Source organism: Bradyrhizobium sp. SRS-191 (assembly GCF_024586915.1).
Lineage (GTDB): Bacteria > Pseudomonadota > Alphaproteobacteria > Rhizobiales > Xanthobacteraceae > Bradyrhizobium.
In genome coordinates, this window is the sequence record NZ_JANBVS010000002.1 from 197,010 (window position 1) to 219,554 (window position 22,545).

Sequence of the window (22,545 nt, forward strand, 5' to 3'; positions counted from 1 at the left end):
ATCAAGCTCGCGGTGATCGCCGGCGCTGTCGCGATCGTCACGAAGCTCTATGGGATCTGGTGAGGATATGGGACAGTCACTGCCGAAGGCCGCGCTGCGGCCGTTTCTCCCGACCGATACGCCAGTCCTGGCCGCGATTTTCGCTGCGAGCATTCAGCAGCTCACCGGAGACGACTATAGCGAGGAGCAGCAGGAGGCCTGGGCCGCCGCGGCCGATGACGAAGCGAGCTTCGGCAAGAAGCTGGCGTCCACGCTGACCTTGATCGCAACCTTGCAGGGCTCGCCGGTGGGCTTTGCCTCGCTGAAGGGCAATGATCACATCGACATGCTCTACGTGCATCCGAGCGTCGCCGGGCAGGGCGTCGGCGCGATGCTGTGCGATGCGCTGGAGAAGCTTGCCGGCGCGCGCGGCACCACGGGGCTCGTGGTCGACGCCAGCGACACCGCGGTGGATTTCTTCAGGAAGCGCGGCTACGTCGCGCAGCAGCGCAACAGCGTCTCGATCAATGGCGAATGGCTCGCCAACACCACGATGAAGAAGCCGCTCGGGGCGGGAGCGCAGGCATGAGCAGGGAACGGCTTTATCTGTTCGACACCACCCTGCGCGACGGCGCGCAGACCAATGGCGTCGACTTCACGTTGGCGGATAAGCAGGTGATCGCGCGGCTGCTCGACGATCTCGGCATCGACTACGTCGAAGGCGGCTATCCCGGCGCCAACCCGCTGGATACGGAGTTCTTCGCGCACAAACCCAAGCTCGGCCATGCCCGCTTCACCGCCTTCGGCATGACGCGCCGCGCCGGGCGTTCCGTCTCCAACGATCCCGGCGTCGCGGCGCTGCTGGAGGCCAAGGCGGACGCGATCTGCTTCGTCGCCAAATCCTCGGCCTATCAGGTGCGCGTCGCGCTCGAGACCACCAACGAGGAGAATCTCGCCTCGATCCGTGACAGCGTGACGGCGGCCAAGGCGGCCGGGCGTGAGGTCATGCTCGATTGCGAGCATTTCTTCGACGGCTACAAGGAGAATGCCGAGTTCGCGCTCGCCTGCGCCCGCACCGCCTACGAGGCCGGCGCGCGCTGGGTCGTGCTGTGCGACACCAATGGCGGCACCATGCCGCACGAAATCGAGGCGATCGTAGGCCAAGTCCTCAACCACGTGCCCGGCGATCACCTCGGCATCCACGCCCACAACGACACCGAGCAGGCGGTGGCGAATTCGCTGGCCGCCGTGCGTGCCGGCGTGCGGCAGATCCAGGGCACATTGAACGGGCTCGGCGAGCGTTGCGGCAATGCCAACCTGTGCTCGCTGATTCCGACGCTCAAGCTGAAGTCGGAGTTTTCGGACCGCTTCGAGATCGGCGTCTCGGATCAGCAGCTCGGCAGCCTGATGAAGGTGTCGCGCACGCTCGACGACATGCTGAACCGCGCGCCGAACCGGCATGCGCCTTATGTCGGCGAGAGCGCCTTCGTCACCAAGACCGGCATCCATGCCTCGGCCGTGCTGAAGGATCCGCACACCTATGAGCACGTGCTGCCCGAGAGCGTCGGCAATCATCGCAAGGTGCTGGTCTCCGACCAGGCCGGCCGCTCCAATGTCATCGCGGCGCTGGAGCGCGGCGGCATTCCGTTCAGCAAGTCCGATCCGAAGCTGACGCGGCTGGTCGAGGAGCTCAAGGAGCGCGAGGCGCTCGGCTACGCCTATGAGTCCGCCAATGCCTCGTTCGAGCTGCTGGCGCGGCGCACGCTCGGCTCGGTGCCGGAGTATTTCCGGGTCGAGCAGTTCGACGTCAATGTCGAGCAGCGCTACAACGCGCTCGGCGAGCGCGTCACGGTGGCGCTGGCCGTGGTCAAGGTCGACGTCGCCGGCGAGCGTCTGATCTCGGCGGCCGAAGGCAACGGCCCCGTCAACGCGCTCGACGTCGCGCTGCGCAAGGATCTCGGCAAGTACCAGGGCTTCATCGACGGCCTCAAGCTGATCGACTACCGCGTCCGCATCCTCAACGGCGGCACCGAGGCGGTGACGCGCGTGCTGATCGAGAGCGAGGACGAAACCGGCGAGCGCTGGACCACGGTCGGCGTCTCGCCGAACATCATCGATGCGTCGTTCCAGGCGCTGATGGATTCGGTGTTCTACAAGCTGGTGAAGTCGGGCGCGGCGGGATGAGTTAGGGGACCGTCATTGCGAGCGAAACGACGCAATCCAGGGCCGAGTGCGCGACTCTGGATTGCTTGGTCGCTTCGCTCCTCGCAATGACGGAGGAGAGAAAGCGGGGACGAAGCATGATCGACCACATCTCCGTCGGCGTCAGCGATCTCGCGCGCAGCGCCCGCTTCTATGAGCTGGCCCTGGCGCCGCTCGGCCTCGCCAGGCTGATCGAGCGGCCGGCGACTATCGGCTTCGGCAAGGCCTATCCGGAGTTCTGGATCAATCTGCGCGCCGGCATGGCGCGCGTGCCGGCCGACACCGGCTCGCATCTATGCTTCCGCGCCAGGAGCACGGCCGACGTGGACGCGTTTCACGCCGCGGCGGTTGAGGCGGGCGGCGTCTCGGATGGCGCGCCGGGGCTGCGGCCGCACGATCGCGTGCGCTATTATGCGGCCTTCGTGCTCGATCCCGACGGCAACCGGATCGAGGCGGTGACGTTTCCGAGCGAGTAGGGCTCAGAGGCGCTTCGCGATCTCCGGCGCCATCTGGGTCTCTTCCTTGGCGACGCGGGCGGCGGCTTCGCGAAGCCGCGGCAGGATGTCCTCGGCGCGGTCGGCTTTGAGCAGCTCGATCTGGAAGCCCGGGCGGATGAACTCGGTCTCGCGCATGTGGGCGAGAAGAGAAAAGAGCGGCTCCCAGAAGCCGTCGATGTTGGCCATCAGCACCGGCTTGGCGTGGCGGCCGAGCTGCTTCCAGGTCAGCTGCTCGACCAGCTCCTCGAGCGTGCCGACGCCGCCGGGCAGGGCCACGAACGCATCGGAGTGCTCGAACATCAGCCGCTTGCGCTCGTGCATATCGGGCGTGACGATGAGATCCTTGAGCGGCATCATGACTTCCTTCTTCACCAGGAAGTCGGGAATGATGCCGGTGACGTCGCCGCCATGGTCCAGCACGGACTTCGCGACCGCGCCCATCATGCCGATGGAGCCGCCGCCATAGACGAGGCGCACGCCGTTGTCGGCGAGCGACTTGCCGAGGGTCTTCGCCGATTCGATGAAGCTGGGATTGGTGCCCGGGCCGGAGCCGCAATAGACACAGACGGTGCGGATTTCAGTCATGGGATGGGTGTGACACTGCAACTGAAAGGCGTCAAGACGAGGGCGGATGGGGTGGTTCGCGGAGTTCTACGGGCAATCCAATCGATCTGAATCAAGTTATGCAATTACTGCGCCGCCGCAACGGAATCCGTCGGCATGCGGGTGCACTTGGCGGTCGAACACTCTATATGGGGCAGATGATCCTGATTCATAACCGGCCAAGATCCCCACTGTTCCAGATCGCTTGATGCCTCCTGATTCGTCTCCCCATCACGGCGCCGCCCAGCCGCAAGCGTCCCTCGAGCAGGGAACGCTCGCCGGTACCTTGCGGCATCTGTGGCCCTTCATCTGGCCGAGCGATCGCGCTGACCTGAAGATGCGCGTCCTATGGTCGGTGGTGCTGCTGCTGGCCGCCAAGGTCGCGACCCTGGTGCTGCCCTTCACGTTCAAATGGGCCACCGATGCCCTGACCGGGGCCAACACCGCGCCGATCAAGTCGGACGACTGGGCGTTCTGGCTGGTGGCCTCGCCGATCGTGATGACGGCGAGCTATGGCGCGATGCGCGTGCTGATGGCGGTGCTGACGCAATGGCGCGACGGGATCTTCGCCCGCGTCGCCATGCATGCGGTGCGCAAGCTCGCGACCATTACCTTCGTCCACATGCACGAGCTGTCGCTGCGCTTTCACCTGGAGCGCAAGACCGGCGGCCTCACGCGCGTGCTCGAGCGCGGCCGCAACGCCATCGAGACGATCGTGCGCATGGTGATCCTGCAGCTGATCCCGACCATCGTCGAGGTGTCGCTGCTGACCGCCGTGCTGCTGTGGCAGTTCGACTGGCGCTACGTGCTGGTCACGCTGACCATGGTCGCGGCCTATCTCTATTACACCTACATCGCGACCGAGTGGCGGATCGAGATCCGCCGCCGCATGAACGATTCCGATACCGACGCCAACACCAAGGCGATCGATTCGCTGCTCAACTACGAGACGGTGAAGTATTTCGGCGCCGAGGCGCGCGAGGCCGAGCGCTACGACCGCTCGATGGAGCGCTATGAGCGCGCCAGCGTGAAGACCTATACCTCGCTGGCGGTGCTGAACGCGGGGCAGGCGGTGATCTTCACCATCGGCCTGACCGTGGCGATGCTGATGTGCGCCCAGGGCGTGCGCGAGGGGCGCAACACGGTCGGCGACTTCGTCATGATCAACAGCATGATGATCCAGCTCTACCAGCCGCTGAATTTCATGGGCATGGTGTATCGCGAGATCAAGCAGGCGATCATCGACATCGAGATGATGTTCGGCGTGCTGACCAGGGATGCCGAGGTCAAGGACGCGCCGGGGGCCAAGCCGCTGGTCGTCACGTCGGGCGCTGTCCGCTTCGAGGACGTCCGCTTCGCCTACGAGCCGGAGCGGCCGATCCTGCAGGGGCTGAGCTTCGAGGTGCCGGCCGGCAAGACGGTCGCGATCGTCGGCCCCTCCGGCGCCGGCAAGTCGACCATCTCCAGGCTGCTGTTCCGGCTCTATGACGTGTCCGGCGGACGCATCCTGATCGACGGGCAGGACATCCGCGACGTCACCCAGGTGTCGCTGCGGGCGCAGATCGGCATGGTGCCGCAGGATACCGTGCTGTTCAACGACACCATCCGCTACAACATCCGCTACGGCCGGTGGGATGCTGCTGACGCCGAGGTGGAGGAGGCCGCGCGGCTGGCGCAGATCGATGGCCTGATCCGGATGGCGCCGAAGGGCTACGAGACCCAGGTGGGCGAGCGCGGCCTCAAGCTGTCGGGCGGCGAAAAGCAGCGTGTCGCGATCGCCCGCACGATCCTGAAGGGACCGCCGATCCTAGTGCTCGACGAGGCCACCTCGGCGCTCGACAGCCATACCGAGCACGAGATCCAGGAGGCGCTGGACGGCGTGTCGCGCAACCGCACCTCGCTGGTGATCGCGCACCGGCTGTCGACCATCGTCACGGCGGACGAGATCATCGTGCTCGACCGCGGCCGGATCGCCGAGCGAGGCACCCATGCGGACCTGTTGGCGCGGGGCGGACTCTATGCCGGCATGTGGAACCGGCAGCGCGAGGCCGAAGAGGCGCGCGAAAAGCTGGCGCAGATCGGCGACGAGGCCGCCGCGCCGAACCGCAATCCGCCCGGGACAGCCGATTCGGTGGCCACCGCCGCCGAATGAGCCCTTCGAACCGCCTTGATCCACAGTTAAGGAATCATTTTGACCTTCGCCGCGCAGCGACCTAGTCAAGGCGGCGGTCCGCTCTGAGGTCAGAGCGACGACATCTCAACGAAGCAGGCCATGTCGATCAGCAATTCCATCCGTGCCCAGATCCCGCCGATCCATCCCGAGGGCTATCCGTTCATCGGCGCCTTCGCCCTGGTCAGCCTGATCCTGTTCTGGATCTTCACGCCGCTCGGCTGGATCGGCACCTTGCTCACCGTCTGGTGCGCGCTGTTCTTCCGCGATCCGATCCGCGTGACGCCGCAGCGGGACGGGCTGGTGGTGTCGCCGGCCGACGGGCGCGTCTCCATGATCACCCGCGCCTTGCCGCCGGCCGAACTCGGTCTGGGTGACCGGCCGCTGCTGCGGGTGTCGATCTTCATGAGCGTGTTCAACGTCCATGTGAACCGCAGTCCGGTGGCCGGCCGGATCGAGAAGATCTCCTATCGCCCCGGCGCCTTCCTCAATGCGGAGCTCGACAAGGCGAGCGAGGACAATGAGCGCAACTCGCTGGCGATCTCGACGCCGCACGGCAAGATCGGCGTGGTCCAGATCGCAGGCCTCGTCGCCCGCCGGATCGTGTCCTTCGTGCGCGAGGGCCAGACCCTCGGGGCAGGTGAGCGCTTCGGCCTGATCCGGTTTGGCTCGCGGCTCGACGTCTATTTTCCCGATGGCGTCGAGGTGCTGGTCTCCGAAGGGCAGACCGCAATCGCAGGAGAGACCATCCTGGCCGATTTCGACGTCGCCGTGCCTGGCCTGAGCTTCCGGAGCCAGTGAACCGCCGCCCGGTCGGTGTGACTCATTAACGGGACCTTGGGCCGCGTCGCGGCACAAGGTTTGGACCATCCACTTTGCGGTGTGATCATGAGCTTCGATCCGACCTCTCCCGACCTGCGCCGTCGCCGCTTCCGCCCGATCCCGGTGCGGCTGCTGGTGCCGAACATGATCACCTTGCTGGCGATCTGCGCCGGCCTGACCGCGATCCGGCTGTCGACCGAGGGCCGCATGGAGCTCGCGGTCGGCGCCATCGTCTTTGCCGCCTTCCTGGACGGCATCGACGGCCGCATCGCCCGCATGATCAAGGGGCAGTCGAAGTTCGGCGCTGAGCTCGACAGTCTCGCCGACTTCGTCAATTTCGGCGTCGCGCCCGGCCTGATCCTGTATTTCTGGCAGCTCCATGAGCTGCGTGACGGCGGCTGGATCGCCGCGATGATGTACGCCATCAGCGGCGGGCTGCGGCTGGCGCGCTTCAATGCCAGCATCGACGATCCCAACAAGCCGCCCTTCGCCGCCAATTTCTTCACCGGCGTGCCGGCGCCGCTCGGCGCCATCACGGTGCTGCTGCCGGTCTATCTCGCCTTCCTCGACCTGCCCAGGCCGCCGGCGCTGGTGACGGCCCTCTACACGCTGCTGATCGCCTTCCTGATGGTGTCGCGGCTGCCGGTGTTCTCCGGCAAGACCACGCGGATGCGGGTGTCGCCGGAGCTCTTGCTGCCGGTGTTTGCCGCGGTGGTGTTCTTCGTCGCGCTGATCGTCGTCTATCCCTGGCACATCCTGTCGGCAGTCTCGATCCTGTACATGGTGAGTCTGCCGTTCGGCTGGCGGCTGTACCGCCGGCAGGCGGCACGGCATGCCGCCACGCTGGCCGCTGCCGCGGCAGCCCCGCAGGCGCCGTCACCCGCGGCCTCGACATTCACGCCGGCGGCCGCACCCGACCAGGAGCAGCGGCCGCAGGAGCGGCTGCACTGAGCGCAGGGCGGTCCATCCCGCCCGAAGCTTTGCCGCCTGGGAGGCGTCAGTTATACCGGATGCAAGGACGGCGATGACATCCGTCCGCATCATCCGGAGAAAACGCCCGTGACAAGTTCTGCCGCCGCGCCCGTCGCTCCCGCCGTCCTCGAGGCGCTCGCGCGCTACGACACGCCGACCATCTGCAATGCGATGGAGATCGTGGCGCCTGATCGCCGCCTGATCGGCTATACGACCAAGCCGCTGGTCTGTCCGTTTCCCGATCTGCCGCCGATGGTCGGCTACGCGCGCACCGCGACGATCCGCTCCGTGGTCAAATCCGGCATCAGCGTCGAGGAGCAGGCGCAACGGCGCACCGACTATTACGAATATGTCGGCACCGGCCACGGTCCGCGTATCGTGGTGATCCAGGACATCGACGGCCCGGATATCGGCTATGGCGCGTTCTGGGGCGAGGTGCAGAGCAATGTGCACAAGGCGCTCGGCTGTCTCGGCGTGATCACCGACGGCTCCATCCGCGACATCCCGCAATGGGCCCCGGGCTTCCAGGCGCTGGCCGGCTCGGTCGGACCGTCCCACGCCTGGGTGCATGCCGAGAGCTTCGGCGGGCAGGTGCGTGTCGCCGGCATGACGGTGCGCTCGGACGACCTGATCCACTCCGATCGCCACGGCGCGATCGTGATCCCCCACGACATTGCAGCCAGCCTGCCGGAGGCAGCCGAACTGTGCGCCCGCCGCGAGACGCCGATCCTGGAGATCGCGCGCTCGGCTGATTTCTCCCTGGCGAAGCTCAAGGACGCCTTGAAGCGCTCAGCCGAGATTCACTGAGTGCTCTGACAGAGCCGCGCCGCAATGGCGGTGCGGCTCATGAGCTCGGTGTTGCGACAGGGTTGCGGCAAGCCGTGCGATCATCTTATCCGGATCATTACGGGGGGCGCTGCAGTCACGGTGACTGATTACCCATAATTGCGCCGGACGGGCCGAAGGTTAAGGTGCTCTCGCCCGTTGAGAAGATTTTATCCATCAAGCTTTACCTGATGGCGAGCCTGGATCGCTAGGCATGTTCTCCGAGGGCGAGAGACATGCGCAGGCTGATATCCAAATCGATGCCGTTGTTTGGCCGGCTCGACCGGGCCGTCGACAGGATGGTGCGGCTGATCGGGCATTTCGGCAGCGCCGTGATCGGCCTGTCGGCGATCGCGCTGGTGTGGGCCGGCATCTTCTACACGATTACGGAAGAGCATGTGCGGACCGAGCAGTCGGCGCTGAAGAACGGCGCCAATCTCGCGCGCGCGTTCGAAGAGCAGATCATCCGCTCGATCCGCGCCGCGGACCAGACGCTGCTCTATGTCCGAGATTCCTATGCCAAGGATCCCCAGAGCTTCGACATGTCGCTGTGGGCGAAGAACAGCCAGTTCCTGTCGGACTTCTCCTTCCAGGTGGTCGTGATCGGCAAGGACGGCATCATGCTGTCCAGCAACATCGATCCGAAGATGCGCGGCCTCGACCTGCGCGACCGCGAGCATTTCCGCATCCATGCCGACGGCAAGGATGACTTCCTCTTCATCAGCAAGCCGATCTTCGGCCGCGTCTCCAACAAATGGTCGATCCAGCTGACCCGCCGGATCATCATGCCCGACGGCTCGTTCGGCGGCGTGGTGGTGGTATCGCTCGATCCCGAATATCTGTCGAGCTTCTACAATTCGGTCGATCTCGGCAAGAAGGGCAACGTCACGCTGGTCGGCCTCGACGGCATCGTGCGCGCGCGCGCCTCGGCCGGTCCCGCCGGCGTCGGCACCTCGCTGGCCGGCAGCCCGGTGATGTCGGCCATCCAGCAGAAGAGCAGCGGCTCCTACAGCGTCAAGAGCCTGATCGACGGCATCAATCGCATCTATACGTTCCAGCGCATCAAGGACCAGCCGCTGGTGGTCATCGTCGGTCAGGCCTCCGACGAGATCTTCGCCGCCTTCAAGCTCAACCGCGACCGCGATCTCCTCGTCGGCGCGCTGCTGACGGTGATCATCGGCATCATCACGATCCTGATCGCGCGCTATCAGGCAGGTCTCGCCGCCTCGCGCGACGCCGCGGAAGCCGGCACCCGGGCGCGCTCGGAATTCCTGGCGATGATGAGCCACGAGATCCGTACCCCCATGAACGGCGTGATCGGGCTTGCCGACCTGCTGCTGTCGGCGGATCTGGCGCCCGAGCAGCGCAAGATCGCGACCACCTTGCGCGAGTCCGCCGACTATCTGCTGCAGCTCCTCAACGACGTCCTCGATTTCTCGAAGCTCGATGCCGACCGGCTCGAGATCGAGCATATCGAGTTCGACCTGCATCGGTCGGTGACGGCGACCGCCGAGCTGCTGGTGTCGCGCGCCAAGGAGAAGGGTTTGCAGCTGACGACATCGATCGCGCCGGAGGTGCCGAACTACGTCGTCGGCGATCCCGCGCGGCTGCGCCAGGTGCTGTTCAATCTCGTCGGCAATGCGTTGAAGTTCACCGAGGCCGGCAGCGTCCATATCGACGTGCGGGCGGAGAACCTGGCCGGCCCGAACCTGACGCTGGTGTTCTCGGTCGCCGACACCGGCGTCGGCATTCCGGCGGAGGCCGTCGGCCGGCTGTTCAAGCAGTTCTCGCAGGTCGACAACTCGATCTCGCGCCGGTTCGGCGGCACCGGCCTCGGACTTGCCATCTGCAAGCGCCTCGTCACCTGCATGGGGGGCGACATCAAGGTGCAGAGCAAGGTCGGCGAGGGCAGCACCTTCACCTTCTCGATCGAAGTTCAGCCGCAACCGCAGCCCGAGGTCGAGCAGGTCAGCGCACCCGAGGCGACCATCGTCCCCGTCGGCGAGACGCCGGCCGAGGAGCGCCTGCCCAGCATCGAGCCGCTGAAGGTCCTCGTCGCCGAGGACAACCTCACCAATCAGTTCGTGATCAAGAAGCTCCTCGACAAGCTCGGCCACGGCTACGACCTCGTCGAGAACGGCACGCAGGCGGTCGCGGCCGTGCAGAAGCAGAGCTACGACTTGATCCTCATGGACATGATGATGCCCGAGATGGACGGGCTCACGGCGACGCGGATGATCCGTTCGCTGCCGCCGCCCGCCCAGGACATCTACATCATCGCTCTGACGGCCAACGCCACCAGCCAGGATCACCTGGCGTGCACGGATGCCGGCATGAACGACTTCGTGACCAAGCCGGTCACGCGCGATCGACTGAACGCCGCTCTGCTCCGCGCGGCCGCTGCCACGAACAAGGAAAGGCTTGTCGCATGACCGACCTGGTGCAATTCGATGAATCCGTCTACCAGATCCTGATCTCCGAACTCGGCGAGGAAGATGCGCTGGAGGTGCTCAGGACCTTCCTCGACGACACCTCAGGCAAGTTCGGCAAGCTCGCGGCCAAGTTCGAGGATCGCATGGAGCTGAAGCGCGAGGCGCATTCGATCAAGAGCTCTGCGGCGACGTTCGGCTTTGCCGCGCTGTCCCGGCTGTCCCGCGAGCTCGAGCTCGGCTCGGCGACGATGGAGCCGGCGCAGATGCTGGAGATGGTCCGCAGGATGGAAGCATCGTTCGCGCAGGCCGCTCTGTTCGCCGAGGCGAACCTGCTGAAGGGCGGCGTGGCGGCAGCCTGAAATTCGGCCGCCCGACGCAAGGCCAGAGGCGCGGACGACGGTTCGTTTACCTCTCGTTATGCCTACCAAATTCGGTAACTCGTCCTTAATGGCGCGCATCTAATCTCGACAGCGCGTGGGGCAGGGCCGTCGCGCCCGTCCAGGATGGCCGGTAGTTCGCGGATGCGCGTGGAGTAAGTTCATGGATATCATGACGGGTGTGGGGCTGGTCGCGGGCTTCATCGTGATCGCAACGATGATGCTGCTCGGCGGCGACGTCGAGATGTTCATCAGCGAGCACGCCATGATCATCATCTTCGGCGGCTCGATCGCTGCAACCATGATCCGCTTCCCGCTCGGTGCGATGCTGCACGGCCTGCCGCTTGGCGCCAAATTCGCATTCACGATGAGCCGGCTGTCGGCGCGCGACCTGGTCGAAGAGCTCGCCCGCATCGCCGAGATCGCCCGCAAGCAGGGCCCCGTCGGGCTCGAAAAGGTCGAGACGGACGAGCCGTTCCTGGCTAAGGGCATCCGCTACGTCGCCGACGGCTATGACCTCGAATTCATTCGCGACAATCTCGAGCGCGACCGCGACAATTTCCTCATGCATCTCGACGAGGGCAGCAAGATCTATCGGGCGATCGGTGACTGCGCGCCCGCGTTCGGCATGATCGGCACGCTGATCGGCATGGTGCAGATGTTCGCCAACATGACCGATCCGTCCAAGCTCGGCCCGTTCATGGCGACCGCGCTGCTCGCGACGCTGTACGGCGCGCTGGTCGCCAACCTGTTCTGCCTTCCGATCGCCGACAAGCTGCACGGCAAGCTGCTCGACGAGGAGACCAACCGGACGCTGATCATCGACGGCATCCTGATGATCCGCGACTCCAAGAGCCCGGCGCTGGTTCGCGAGATGCTGCTGGCCTATCTGCCCGAGAAGCACCGCCATGCCGAGGGCGAGCCTGTGCCGGCCTGATCGGCAGGGCTCGAGGGGATCGGGGGCGGGTTGAGAGATGGCCAAGAAGAAACGGGGCGACGCGCATGGTGGCGGGCACGGCTGGTTCGTGACCTTCGCCGACCTGATGGGTCTCATGATGAGCTTCTTCGTGATGCTCGTCGCGTTCTCCACCATGGACAACAACAAGCTGAAGGTCGTCGCGGGCTCGATGCGCGAGGCGTTCGGCGTGCAATCCGAGTCGCGCTATTCCGGCATCGTCGAATCCGATGGTCTGCCGACCCGTCCGAAGCTGAAGAACGCCGCGCACATTTCCCCGGAGGAGACGTCGCGCGATCCGAGCCCCGAGCAGGAGGAGCGCCAGCATACCAACGGCGCCAAGCTCAAGACCGATCGCCAATTCGCGCTGGCCTCGGCGTCGCTGCGGCAAGCCTTGCAGGACATGCCGGAGATGACCGAAATCTCCAAGCACATCATGTTCGAGGAGACCAAGCAGGGGCTCAATCTGGAGATTGTCGACCAGGACGGACGCTCGATGTTCGCGGACGGCTCCAAGACGCCGTTCGATCGCACCCGACGCCTGATCGAAAAGCTCGCCGCGCCGCTCAAGGCGACGCCGCTGCGGGTCCAGATCACCGGGCACACCGCAGCCGGCTTCGTCCCGTCACGCAGCGACTACGGCGGGTTTGACCTGTCGGCCGATCGCGCCAACGCCGTGCGCCAGATCCTGGAGCGGGAAGGGCTGCCGCCCAGCCATATTTTTGCGGTCTCCGGCAAGGCGGATACCCAGCCACTGTTCCCTGATGACCCGTCGCTGGCGGCCAACCGCCGCGTCACGATCACCTTGATGCGGGAAGACCCGCCATTGCCGCCGGACCTGAAGCCGTAGTCGCGCATCGGCGTTCCGCAGCATATTGCCGCATCCTGGTCTGAAACTGCTAACGAACAGCGGCACAAGCCCTTGATTCGGCTGCGGCCGATCCGACATTCGCATCACCGTCCCTGCATACCCGGCGGCTTGCCGCGGCGCGGCAAGAGACATCTGTGAACGAGATGCTGTTTGGCAACGGCCTCCGAACCAAGGTCTGCTACGGTAGAGACTTGACCTGCGGCCGGTCTGCGTTCACACGCGCCGGGCCAAACAGGGAAGATGCGTTCCAAGCGACATGACGGCCAGCGCCACATCGACCGAAGGACAGGACACTGCCACCACCTCGGGGTTCTGGGGGCTGACGCTCGGCAGCATCGGCGTCGTGTTCGGCGACATCGGAACTTCGCCCCTCTACGCCTTTCGCGAGGCCGCACATGGCGCCGCGCACGGCGAGCCGGTCTCGCGGATCATCGTCCTCGGGGTTCTCTCGCTGATCCTCTGGTCGCTGTTCATCGTCGTGACCGCCAAATACGTCCTGCTGCTGCTGCGCGCCGACAACAATGGCGAGGGCGGAACGCTGTCGCTGATGGCGCTCGGGCAGCGCGCCCTCGGTCGACGCAGCATGTTCCTGATGGCGCTCGGCGTGATCGGGGCCTCGATGTTCATCGGCGATTCGATGATCACGCCGGCGATCTCGGTGCTGTCGGCGGTCGAAGGTCTCAAGCTCGCCGCGCCGGCGCTCGAGCACTACGTGGTGCCGCTCACCGTGATCATCCTGGTCGTGCTGTTCGCGGTGCAGAGCAAGGGGACGGCGCGGGTGGCCTCGGCCTTCGGCCCCGTCATGGTGACGTGGTTCGCGTGCCTCGCGGTGATGGGCATCGTCCACATCAGTGACGATCCCTCCGTTCTCGCCGCGATCAATCCCTATTATGCGGTGCACTTCCTGCTCTCCCACGGCACCATCGGCCTGGTCACACTCGGTGCCGTGTTTCTCGCCGTCACCGGAGGCGAGGCGCTCTATGCCGATCTCGGCCATTTCGGCCGCAAGCCGATCCAATCGGCGTGGCTGTTCTTCGTGCTGCCCGCGCTGCTGATCAATTATTTCGGGCAGGGCGCCCTGGTGCTGTCCGATCCCGGCGCGCTCGAGAACTCGTTCTATCGGATGGTGCCCGAGATCCTGCTGCTGCCGCTCGTGGTGCTGGCGACCGCCGCGACCGTGATTGCCAGCCAGGCCGTGATCACCGGCGCGTACTCGCTGGTGAGCCAGGCGGTGCAGCTCGGGCTGCTGCCGCGTTTCGAGGTGCGCTACACCTCGGAGAGCCACGCCGGGCAGATCTATCTGCCGCGCGTCAACCGCCTGCTGCTGATCGGCGTGATGCTGCTGGTCCTGCTGTTCCGGACGTCGAGCAACCTCGCTTCCGCCTACGGCATCGCTGTTTCGACCACCATGGTCGCCGACGGCATCATGGGCTTCGTCGTGATCTGGAAGCTCTGGAACCTGCGCGCCGCAGTCGCTGCGGCGGTGATCGCTCCGTTCGTCATCGTCGACATGAGCTTCTTCGCGGCCAACCTGCTGAAGCTCTTGGAAGGCGCCTGGGTGCCGCTGCTGTTCGGCGCGGCGATGGTGGTGACGATCTGGACCTGGCGGCGCGGCTCGGCGATCCTGATGCTCAAGACCCGCAAGATCGAGGTGCCTCTCGACGATCTGGTGTCCAGCCTGGAGAAGCGGCCGCCGCACATCGTCAAGGGAACCGCGGTGTTCCTCACCAGCGACCCGACCTCGGTGCCGACAGCACTGCTGCACAATCTCAAGCACAACAAGGTGCTGCACGAGCACAACGTGATCCTGACCATCGAGACCGCGCAGACGCCGCGCGTCGACGTGTCGGAGCGGGTGCGGATGGAGAAGGTCAGCGAGAAGTTCTCCAAGGTACGGCTGCGCTTCGGGTTCATGGAATCGCCCAACGTGCCGAGGGCGCTCGCGGTGGCGCGCAAGCTCGGCTGGCAGTTCGACATCATGTCGACGTCGTTCTTCGTCTCGCGCCGGTCGCTCAAGCCGTCGTCGCAATCGGGAATGCCCGCTTGGCAGGATCATCTGTTCATCGGGCTGAGCCGATCCGCCAATGATGCGACGGACTACTTCCAGATTCCGACCGGCCGGGTCGTGGAAGTTGGTACTCAAGTAACGATTTAAGGGTTCCAGCTCCCTCGAATCGGTTAAGATATGTTAATTCGGTTTGCTGACATGCAATATCTGCAGGTCAGAGCCCAAGCGCTACGGCTATAAGCCGCGCGCTCTGCCATCTTGTGCAGTGAAGCAATTTAACCAGTCCTCGAGGGGGCTACCCCAATGACAGCCGACATCGCAGCCACGCCCGCGGAGACGCCGGCGACCAACGGGCATGGCGATGCCCACTCCACGGCCAGCTTCACGGCGCTGACCCTGGGGAGCATCGGGGTCGTCTACGGCGACATCGGCACCAGCCCGCTGTATGCGCTGCGCGAAGCCGTGATGGCCGCCAGCAGCAGCGGTGAGCCGGCGCCTCACGCGGTGATGGGCGTGATCTCGCTGATCCTGTGGGCGCTGATCGTCGTGGTCACCCTCAAATACGTCGTTATCCTGCTGCGCGCCGACAACCATGGCGAGGGCGGCACGCTGGCGCTGATGGCACTGGCCCAGCGCGGCGTCACCCGCGGCGCCAGCGTCATCGTCCTGCTCGGCATCATCAGTGGCGCGCTGTTCTATGGCGACGCGGTGATCACGCCGGCCTTGTCGGTGTTGTCGGCGATCGAGGGCGTCAAGCTCGTGACGGCGGCGTTCGATCCCTATGTCGTGCCGATGACGATCATCATCCTGGTCATGCTGTTCGCGGTCCAGGTGCGCGGCACGGCCAAGGTCGCAGCCTTCTTCGGCCCGATCATGCTGCTCTGGTTCGTGGTGATCGGGGTCGCGGCGCTGCCGCCGATCCTGCGCCATCCCGAGGTGCTCTGGGCGATCAACCCGTTCAACGCCGTCACCTTCATGCTTCATCACGGCATCATCGGCTTCATCACGCTCGGCGCCGTGTTCCTGGCCGTGACGGGCGCCGAGGCGCTCTATGCCGACCTCGGCCATTTCGGCAAGCGGCCGATCCAGACCGCCTGGCTGTTCGTCGTGCTGCCGTCGCTGGCGCTGAACTATCTCGGGCAGGGCGCGCTGGTGATTGCCGATGCCAAGGCGATCGAGAACCCGTTCTTCCTGATGTTTCCGGATTGGGCGCTGATCCCGATGGTGGCGCTGGCCACCGTCGCGACCGTGATCGCGAGCCAGGCCGTCATCACCGGCGCCTATTCGCTGACCCGCCAGGCGATCCAGCTCGGCCTGCTGCCGCGCTTCGAGATCCGCCATACCTCGGAGGCGCATTCCGGCCAGATCTACATTCCGCGCATCACCAAGCTGCTGCTGGTCTCGGTGGTGCTGCTGGTGCTGCTGTTCAAATCGTCCAGCGCGCTCGCCTCCGCCTATGGCATCTCGGTGACGGGCACCATGGTCGTCACGGCGATGATGGGCTTCGTCGTGATCTGGAAGGTCTGGCGGTGGTCGCCGTTCGCGGCGGCTGCGCTGATCGCGCCGTTCCTGTTCCTCGATCTCACCTTCCTGTCGGCGAACCTCCTGAAGGTGCTGGAGGGAGGCTGGGTGCCGCTGGCGCTGGGCGGCTTCGTGATGACCTTGATGTACACGTGGCGGCGCGGCAGCCGGCTGCTGTTCGAGAAGTCGCGCAAGCTCGAATTCCCGCTCGCCGACCTGGTCGAGATGCTGGAGAAGCGGCCGCCGCAGCGGGTCGCCGGCACCGCCGTGTTCCTGACCTCCGATCCGCTGAGCGCGCCGACCGCGCTGATGCACAGCCTCAAGCACTACAAGGTGCTGCACGAGAAGAACGTGATCCTGACGATCGAGACCGCGCCGACGCCGCGCATCGATCCCTCCGAGCGGGTGCGGCTGGAGCAGATCAGCCCGACCTTCTCCAAGGTGACCTTGCGCTTCGGCTTCATGGAATCGCCGAACGTGCCGAAGGCGCTGGCGATCGCGCGCAAGCTCGGCTGGCAGTTCGACATCATGTCGACCTCGTTCTTCCTGTCGCGCCGCGCGCTGAAGCCGGCGGCGCATTCGGGCATGCCGCGCTGGCAGGACCACCTGTTCATCACCATGAGCCGCTCCGCCAACGACGCCACCGACTATTTCCAGATCCCGAGCGGGCGCGTGGTCGAGGTCGGGACGCAGGTCACGATCTGAGGGCGGGGGGGCTCCGGCGCTCGCCGAAGCGCTTGATTTTCCCGCCGTCCGGGGCGAGTTTGGCGCCGGTTCGGGGCCTTGTCCGGCTCTGCTGAAGGCTTGGAGGATGGCGTGGCTGTTGTGCACGATTTGACCCCGCAGGACGTGGCCAAGGGGATCGCCGAGGGGCGGATTCTGCTGGTCGACGTCCGCGAGCCGAACGAAGTTGCTGCGGAAGCCTATCCCGACGGCATCGTTGTTCCCCTGTCGGCCTTCGACCCGAAGCTGATCCCGGATCCCCAGGGCAAGGACGTCGTGTTTGCCTGCCGCTCCGGCAAGCGCTCGGTGACCGCCTCGATGGCGGCGCAGGCGGCGGGCCTGCCGTATGACAAGCATCTCCAGGGCGGGATGCTCGGCTGGAAGGCGGCCGGCCTGCCGATCAAGACCGGCGGCTGACACGGCATCATGATCTCGCAGAACAAGGTCTTCGCCGATCTGCCCGTCACGATCTTCGAGCAGATGTCGCAGCTCGCGCGCGACAACAACGCCATCAATCTGGGGCAGGGTTTTCCCGACGATCCCGGCCCGGAGGACATCCGCCGCGCCGCGGCTGATGCGGTCCTGAACGGCTACAACCAGTATCCGTCGATGATGGGCCTGCCCGAGCTGCGCCAGGCCATCGCTGCGCACTACAAGCACTGGCACAGACTCGATCTCGACCCGATGAGCGAGGTGATGGTCACCTCCGGCGGCACCGAGGCGCTGACCTCGGCCATCCTGTCGGTGGTCGAGCCCGGCGACGAGGTGATCTGCTTCCAGCCGGTGTATGATTCCTATCTGCCGATCATCCGCCAGGCCGGCGGCATCCCGAAACTGCTGCGGCTCGAGCCGCCGCATTGGCGTCTGTCGGAAGAGATGCTGCGGCAGGCATTCTCGCCGAAGACCAAGGCGGTGCTGTTCAACAATCCGCTGAACCCCGCCGCCGTGGTCTATCCGCGCGAGGACCTCGAGCTGCTGGCACGGTTCTGCCAGGAGTTCGATGCGGTCGCGATCTGCGACGAGGTCTGGGAGCACGTGGTGTTCGACGGCCGCGAGCACATCCCGCTGATCACGATTCCCGGCATGCGCGACCGCACCATCAAGGTCGGCTCGGCCGGCAAGATCTTCTCGCTGACGGGCTGGAAGATCGGCTTCGTCTGCGCCGCCCCGCAGCTGCTGCGTGTCGCCGCCAAGGTGCATCAGTTCCTGACGTTCACGACGGCGCCGAACCTGCAGATGGCGGTGGCCTACGGCCTCGGCAAATCCGACGACTATTTCGTCAACATGCGCGCCGAGCTGTCGCGCAGCCGCGACCGGCTGACGGCCGGGCTCGAGAGCCTCGGCTTTCCCGTGCTGAAGGCGCAGGGGACCTACTTCCTAACGGTCGATCTCTCGCCGCTCGGGCTCAACGAGACCGACGAGCAGTTCTGCCGGCGCATCGTCCACGACTACAAGGTGGCGGCGATTCCGGTGTCGGCTTTCTACGAGAAGGATGCCGTGACCTCGGTCGTGCGGTTCTGCTTCGCCAAGAAGGACGCGACGCTCGACACGGCGCTGGAGCGCCTGTCCGACGCCATCCACCGACGCTAGGAGACGAGCTTGATGACGCGCGGCTGCATTCGTTCGGCTCTGGCGCTGGCCGCCGCCGTCCTGACGCTTTCGGTGTCGGCCGGCCGGGCCGAAGAGCGCGTCGTGAATTTCTACAACTGGTCGAACTACATGGCGCCGGGTGTCCTGGACGACTTCACCAGGGAAACCGGCATCAAGGTCGTCTACGACACCTTCGACGCCAACGAGACCTTGGAGACCCGGCTGCTCGCCGGCAAGTCCGGCTACGATGTCGTCGTGCCCACCGCGTATTTCCTGCAGCGTCAGATCAAGGCCAGGATCTTCCAGCCGCTCGACAAGTCCAAGCTGCCGAATCTCGCCAATGCCTGGCCCGTGGTGACCGAGCGCCTGGCCATCTACGATCCCGGCAACCAGTTCGCCGCCAACTACATGTGGGGCACGACCGGCATCGGTTACAACGTCAAGGCGATCGAGAAGATCTTAGGGCCGGGCGCACGCATCGACAGCTGGGACATGGTGTTCAAGCCGGAGAACCTCGCCAAGTTCAAGGATTGCGGCGTCCACATGCTGGATTCCGCCGACGACATCTTTCCGGCGGCGCTGAACTATCTCGGCCTCGATCCCAACTCGACCAAGCAGGCCGACCTCGAGAAGGCTGCCGATGTGGTCGGCAAGGTCGCGCCCTCCGTGCGCAAGTTTCATTCTTCGGAGTATCTGAGTGCACTCGCCACCGGCGAGATCTGCCTCGTCGTCGGCTGGTCCGGCGACATCATGCAGGCCAGAAGCCGCGCCGAGGAAGCCAAGAACGGCATCGAGATCGGCTACGCCATGCCGAAGGAGGGCGCGCAGATGTTCTTCGACAATCTCGCGATCCCCGCCGATGCCCAGCATGTGCCCGAGGCCTATGCGCTGATCAACTATCTCTACCGGCCCGAGGTGGCGGCAAAGAACTCGGACTTCCTGTCCTACGCCAACGGCAATCTGGCCAGCCAGAAGCTGATCGACCCGAAGATTCTCGGCGACAAGAACATCTATCCTGATGACGCGACCCTGAAGAAGCTGTTCGTCATCACCGCCCGCGAGCCGGCGACCCAGCGCGTGATCAACCGGCTCTGGACCAAGGTGAAGACGGGACGGTGAGGGCAGGTGGGGCGCGCTTTCGATACCACACGATCTTGAGTGGGGGCTACACCTAGGGCGATTTTTTCGCCTCTGCCGCGGCGATCTCGACTCTGGAGGGGAGCCAGGCGGGGACGGAGCCTGTTTCTTGTTTCGCCACCTCAACGGCTTGTTGAAGAAACGATAAAGCGTCCTTTGGCTGCTCGTGCATGAGCATCGATATCCCCATGATGGTGAGGCACTTCCAGCATTTCTTGATCTGAGAGTCGTTTTTATCCAGGATGGTCACCATCAGCGTGCCCGGCTTGAATTCCAACACGTTGGGATCCGTGAGCGTGAGCCACAGGATGATATCGATCGCGGCGTATTTCGGTGTCTTGGGATCTGCCGCTATCCTTCTGCAGGCTTCCCGGTACGCATCCGAAAAGCCCTGTCCTTTTCGTCCGTTCGAGACGTAGGCGCGGGAGGTGCCCGCATTCATCCTGCACAACACGTCATCCGCGTTCTTGGCGGTGACATCTTCGGGCTTCATCGACGCGCCCCGACGAAAGCACGCGATGCCAGTGTTGGAGTCATCTTGGGGGCTCCATTTCATGAAACCCCAACATTCCGCATCTTCGGCCGTCAGCCACAGCATGCTCGAGGGTTTGGTGTATTTGCCGAAGCCCTCGATGACGCCCCACGGCACGCCATGCGCGCGCGCATTGGCGGCCATTGCCGTGTTGCATTGGGCGGATTGAGTGCCGTCCAAACTCGCGCAGGAATGGATGCCGAGTCGGCCGCCGATGCGGACGATCCGCCGTTCTCCAGAGACGAAGATCGCCATGGCACACGCGGAAGCACAGGACGCGCCGGACGGCACGACAGTCTGGATGTTGCCGCGGGCGTCGATGTTCGCGGCAATGGCGAGCGCCTCGCCAACCAGGCCGCCGGGGCTATCGAGCTCCAACGTGTCAAACTTTGCCAAGGCCGCGAACTTTGCTGCATCACCTTGTTCGATCGGTCCGGATGCTTGCACCGTTGACTGGTCCCACCAACGGAAGTCCATCGCGTGCACCGATGGCACCCCCCGGAGCAGCATGATCACCGCTAGTATGATTGGGCTGAGCGTTCGCATGACCGAACTCCAATGGGGCACATAAAATCGATAGAACGAGAACGAACCGCCCGGGGGCGCCGTTGTGAAATGCCGTGGAGCCAGAATCATATCTGCAGGCGAAATGGGCCGCCGCGTATTCATTTAATGAAGAGCGGTCTGGTTGAAGAATGACATCAGGACACGGTCGGCGATATTGTTATCGCCGACCGTGCGATGGTCAATCCCCCATGCGAGAGATGCGTCTGTCGTGAATTTTGGTCGGTCGTTGGGGCAGCGCGAAACGTGCGGGGGAGGGGGCGATCCTGGCCTGGGCTTATCGCCTCAGCCCAGCCGATGCATCGCGCAGAGCTTGTTGCCGTCGAGGTCGCGCAAATACGCGAGATACAGCTTGCCGGCGGATCCCTGGCGCACCCCGGGCGGGTCCTCGCAGGTGGTGCCGCCAGCTTCGAGGCCGGCTGCGTGCCAGGCGTCGGCTTGTTCGGTCGAGTTGCAGGTGAAGCCGATGGTGCCGCCGTTGGCCGGCGTGGCGGGCTGCCCGTTGATCGGCTTGGAGACCGAGAAGATGCCGGTTGGCGTGATGTAGAAGATGCGGTGGCCGTCGACGCGGGCCGGTCGCACGCCGAGCGTCCCCAGCAGTTTGTCGTAAAAGGCCTTGGCCTTGTCGAGATCGTTGGTGCCGACCATGATGTGCGAAAACATCCGCGCTTGTCCTCCTGAAGCTTCCGAACGGCTTGTCGGATACGGCTTCAAGGTAGCGAGCGTCGCGCCGCGAAGTAAGAGTTTTCTTCGAGTGGGGTGTTGATGGAAGGTGGTGCTATTGGTCGCCTTCCCTGTAGTGGAATTTGCCGCGCGCAGCGATTACCGCCAGCGCCGGTGCAGCCAGAGCCATTGCTCCGGATATTCGCGCACCCAGCTCTCGACGACGTCGGTCACCGCCTGCGTCGTGCCCTGGATATCGATCTGGCCATCGGCCGTCCGCACCGGCTTCACTTCCTCCGACAGCTCGGCGCGGAAGCGGTTGCCGGGCAGGCGGATGATGCGCACGCCGTGCACGGGGCATTCGACCTGGCGCAGCAGCCGCGCCAGCATCGGGTTGGCGCGGGTCTTGCGGCCGAAGAACGTCACCTCCACGCCGCCGGTCAGGTACTGATCGACCAGCATCGCGACGTGCTGTCCGTTCTTGAGCGCCTGGCCCAGCCGCAGCGGCGCGTCGCGGCCGGCCGGGATCAGCGTGCCCATCTTGACCTGGCGCATCTCCTGGATGATGCGGTCGGCGGCGGCGATGTTCGGCCGGCGATAGAGGATGGCGGTGTCGAGCTTGTGGGCGACGGCGGCGAGCGCCGGCATCTCCCAATTGGCGAGGTGGCTGGCGAAGATCAGCGCCGGCTTGCCGTCCAGGCGGAGCTGATGAAACAGCTCATGAGTGCGCGGCGTGAGTTCGATGCGGCTGCGCTCGGGATGCTCCTCGTCGAAGTCCCAGATCTTGTCGAGATGGGCGAACTCGGCGCCGACGCGGCCGAGATTGTCCCAGACGCCGGCGAGAATCCGCTCGATCTCCTCGGGCGACTTCTCCGGGAAGGCCTTGGTGAGATTGTCGCGGCCGATGCGCTGCTCGCGCAGCTTAGGGCCGATCCACTGCGCGATGCGCGCGAAGCGATCGGCGGTCTTCTGCGGATCGAAATAGCGCGTGGTCTTGAGCATGCCGACCGTCAGCGCGCCGACGGCCGAGGACCCGAACGACTTCACCTTCTGGCGGATGACGAGCTTGGTCCGGAGGGGAATGAGACTCATCGATGCGAGG

20 protein-coding genes are annotated in these 22,545 nt (G+C 65.0%); 16 read left to right on the top strand and 4 right to left on the bottom strand.

Annotation, left to right across the window (positions count from 1 at the left end):
- Window positions 1-67 precede the first annotated feature (67 nt).
- The 3 genes from NLR35_RS04755 to NLR35_RS04765 all read left to right on the top strand — a co-directional run bounded on the left by NLR35_RS04755 (window position 68) and on the right by NLR35_RS04765 (window position 2,657).
- Window positions 68-568 carry a GNAT family N-acetyltransferase gene (locus tag NLR35_RS04755; RefSeq protein ID WP_257165402.1) on the top strand — a complete coding sequence of 167 codons (501 nt, stop codon included), beginning with the start codon at window positions 68-70 and terminating at the stop codon, window positions 566-568.
- Window positions 565-2,163 (top strand): citramalate synthase, encoded by a 1,599-nt coding sequence (gene cimA, locus NLR35_RS04760; protein ID WP_257165403.1) that lies wholly within the window; start codon window positions 565-567, stop codon window positions 2,161-2,163. The genes NLR35_RS04755 and cimA overlap by 4 nt, the downstream gene beginning before the upstream one ends.
- A gap of 116 nt (window positions 2,164-2,279) precedes the next feature.
- A complete protein-coding gene (locus NLR35_RS04765; RefSeq protein ID WP_257165404.1) occupies window positions 2,280-2,657 on the top strand; it encodes a VOC family protein in 378 nt (125 codons plus the stop codon).
- Window positions 2,658-2,660: 3 nt separating this feature from the next.
- Here NLR35_RS04765 and NLR35_RS04770 read toward each other — a convergent pair whose 3' ends face one another.
- The gene (locus tag NLR35_RS04770) at window positions 2,661-3,263 is read right to left on the bottom strand and encodes a TIGR00730 family Rossman fold protein (protein ID WP_257165405.1); all 603 of its coding nucleotides are present in this window, start codon (window positions 3,261-3,263) and stop codon (window positions 2,661-2,663) included.
- A gap of 226 nt (window positions 3,264-3,489) precedes the next feature.
- Between NLR35_RS04770 and NLR35_RS04775 the strand changes: the two genes are divergently transcribed.
- The 13 genes from NLR35_RS04775 to NLR35_RS04835 all read left to right on the top strand — a co-directional run bounded on the left by NLR35_RS04775 (window position 3,490) and on the right by NLR35_RS04835 (window position 19,666).
- On the top strand, window positions 3,490-5,433 hold the full coding sequence (locus tag NLR35_RS04775; protein WP_257165406.1) for an ABC transporter ATP-binding protein/permease: 1,944 nt from the start codon (window positions 3,490-3,492) through the stop codon (window positions 5,431-5,433).
- Window positions 5,434-5,553: 120 nt separating this feature from the next.
- On the top strand, window positions 5,554-6,252 hold the full coding sequence (locus NLR35_RS04780; RefSeq protein ID WP_257165407.1) for a phosphatidylserine decarboxylase: 699 nt from the start codon (window positions 5,554-5,556) through the stop codon (window positions 6,250-6,252).
- Between the two features lie 87 nt (window positions 6,253-6,339).
- Window positions 6,340-7,224, top strand: a complete 885-nt coding sequence (locus NLR35_RS04785) for a phosphatidylcholine/phosphatidylserine synthase (protein ID WP_257165408.1) — start codon at window positions 6,340-6,342, stop codon at window positions 7,222-7,224.
- A 108-nt stretch (window positions 7,225-7,332) separates the two neighbouring features.
- A complete protein-coding gene (locus tag NLR35_RS04790; RefSeq protein WP_257165409.1) occupies window positions 7,333-8,052 on the top strand; it encodes an RraA family protein in 720 nt (239 codons plus the stop codon).
- A gap of 254 nt (window positions 8,053-8,306) precedes the next feature.
- The gene (locus tag NLR35_RS04795) at window positions 8,307-10,502 is read left to right on the top strand and encodes a hybrid sensor histidine kinase/response regulator (protein ID WP_257165410.1); all 2,196 of its coding nucleotides are present in this window, start codon (window positions 8,307-8,309) and stop codon (window positions 10,500-10,502) included.
- Window positions 10,499-10,861 (top strand): Hpt domain-containing protein, encoded by a 363-nt coding sequence (locus tag NLR35_RS04800; RefSeq protein WP_257165411.1) that lies wholly within the window; start codon window positions 10,499-10,501, stop codon window positions 10,859-10,861. The genes NLR35_RS04795 and NLR35_RS04800 overlap by 4 nt, the downstream gene beginning before the upstream one ends.
- 181 nt (window positions 10,862-11,042) lie before the next feature.
- A complete protein-coding gene (locus NLR35_RS04805; protein WP_006609144.1) occupies window positions 11,043-11,816 on the top strand; it encodes a motility protein A in 774 nt (257 codons plus the stop codon).
- Between the two features lie 37 nt (window positions 11,817-11,853).
- Window positions 11,854-12,684, top strand: a complete 831-nt coding sequence (locus tag NLR35_RS04810; RefSeq protein WP_257165412.1) for a flagellar motor protein MotB — start codon at window positions 11,854-11,856, stop codon at window positions 12,682-12,684.
- A gap of 277 nt (window positions 12,685-12,961) precedes the next feature.
- The gene (locus tag NLR35_RS04815) at window positions 12,962-14,860 is read left to right on the top strand and encodes a potassium transporter Kup (protein WP_257165413.1); all 1,899 of its coding nucleotides are present in this window, start codon (window positions 12,962-12,964) and stop codon (window positions 14,858-14,860) included.
- Between the two features lie 156 nt (window positions 14,861-15,016).
- The gene (locus NLR35_RS04820; RefSeq protein ID WP_257165414.1) at window positions 15,017-16,939 is read left to right on the top strand and encodes a potassium transporter Kup; all 1,923 of its coding nucleotides are present in this window, start codon (window positions 15,017-15,019) and stop codon (window positions 16,937-16,939) included.
- Between the two features lie 111 nt (window positions 16,940-17,050).
- The gene (locus NLR35_RS04825) at window positions 17,051-17,374 is read left to right on the top strand and encodes a rhodanese-like domain-containing protein (RefSeq protein WP_257165415.1); all 324 of its coding nucleotides are present in this window, start codon (window positions 17,051-17,053) and stop codon (window positions 17,372-17,374) included.
- Between the two features lie 9 nt (window positions 17,375-17,383).
- The gene (locus NLR35_RS04830) at window positions 17,384-18,547 is read left to right on the top strand and encodes an aminotransferase (protein ID WP_257165416.1); all 1,164 of its coding nucleotides are present in this window, start codon (window positions 17,384-17,386) and stop codon (window positions 18,545-18,547) included.
- A 12-nt stretch (window positions 18,548-18,559) separates the two neighbouring features.
- Entirely contained in the window at window positions 18,560-19,666 is a 1,107-nt protein-coding gene (locus NLR35_RS04835; protein WP_257165417.1) for a polyamine ABC transporter substrate-binding protein, read from the top strand.
- Between the two features lie 52 nt (window positions 19,667-19,718).
- Here the strand turns inward: NLR35_RS04835 and NLR35_RS04840 are convergent, their stop codons facing one another.
- From NLR35_RS04840 to NLR35_RS04850, 3 genes are all read right to left on the bottom strand, one after another.
- On the bottom strand, window positions 19,719-20,762 hold the full coding sequence (locus NLR35_RS04840) for a hypothetical protein (protein ID WP_257165418.1): 1,044 nt from the start codon (window positions 20,760-20,762) through the stop codon (window positions 19,719-19,721).
- Between the two features lie 303 nt (window positions 20,763-21,065).
- Window positions 21,066-21,443 (bottom strand): VOC family protein, encoded by a 378-nt coding sequence (locus NLR35_RS04845; protein WP_257165419.1) that lies wholly within the window; start codon window positions 21,441-21,443, stop codon window positions 21,066-21,068.
- Between the two features lie 159 nt (window positions 21,444-21,602).
- Window positions 21,603-22,535: a lipid A biosynthesis lauroyl acyltransferase gene (locus NLR35_RS04850; protein ID WP_257165420.1), complete on the bottom strand. Its 933-nt coding sequence runs from the start codon at window positions 22,533-22,535 to the stop codon at window positions 21,603-21,605.
- Between the last annotated feature and the right edge of the window lie 10 nt (window positions 22,536-22,545).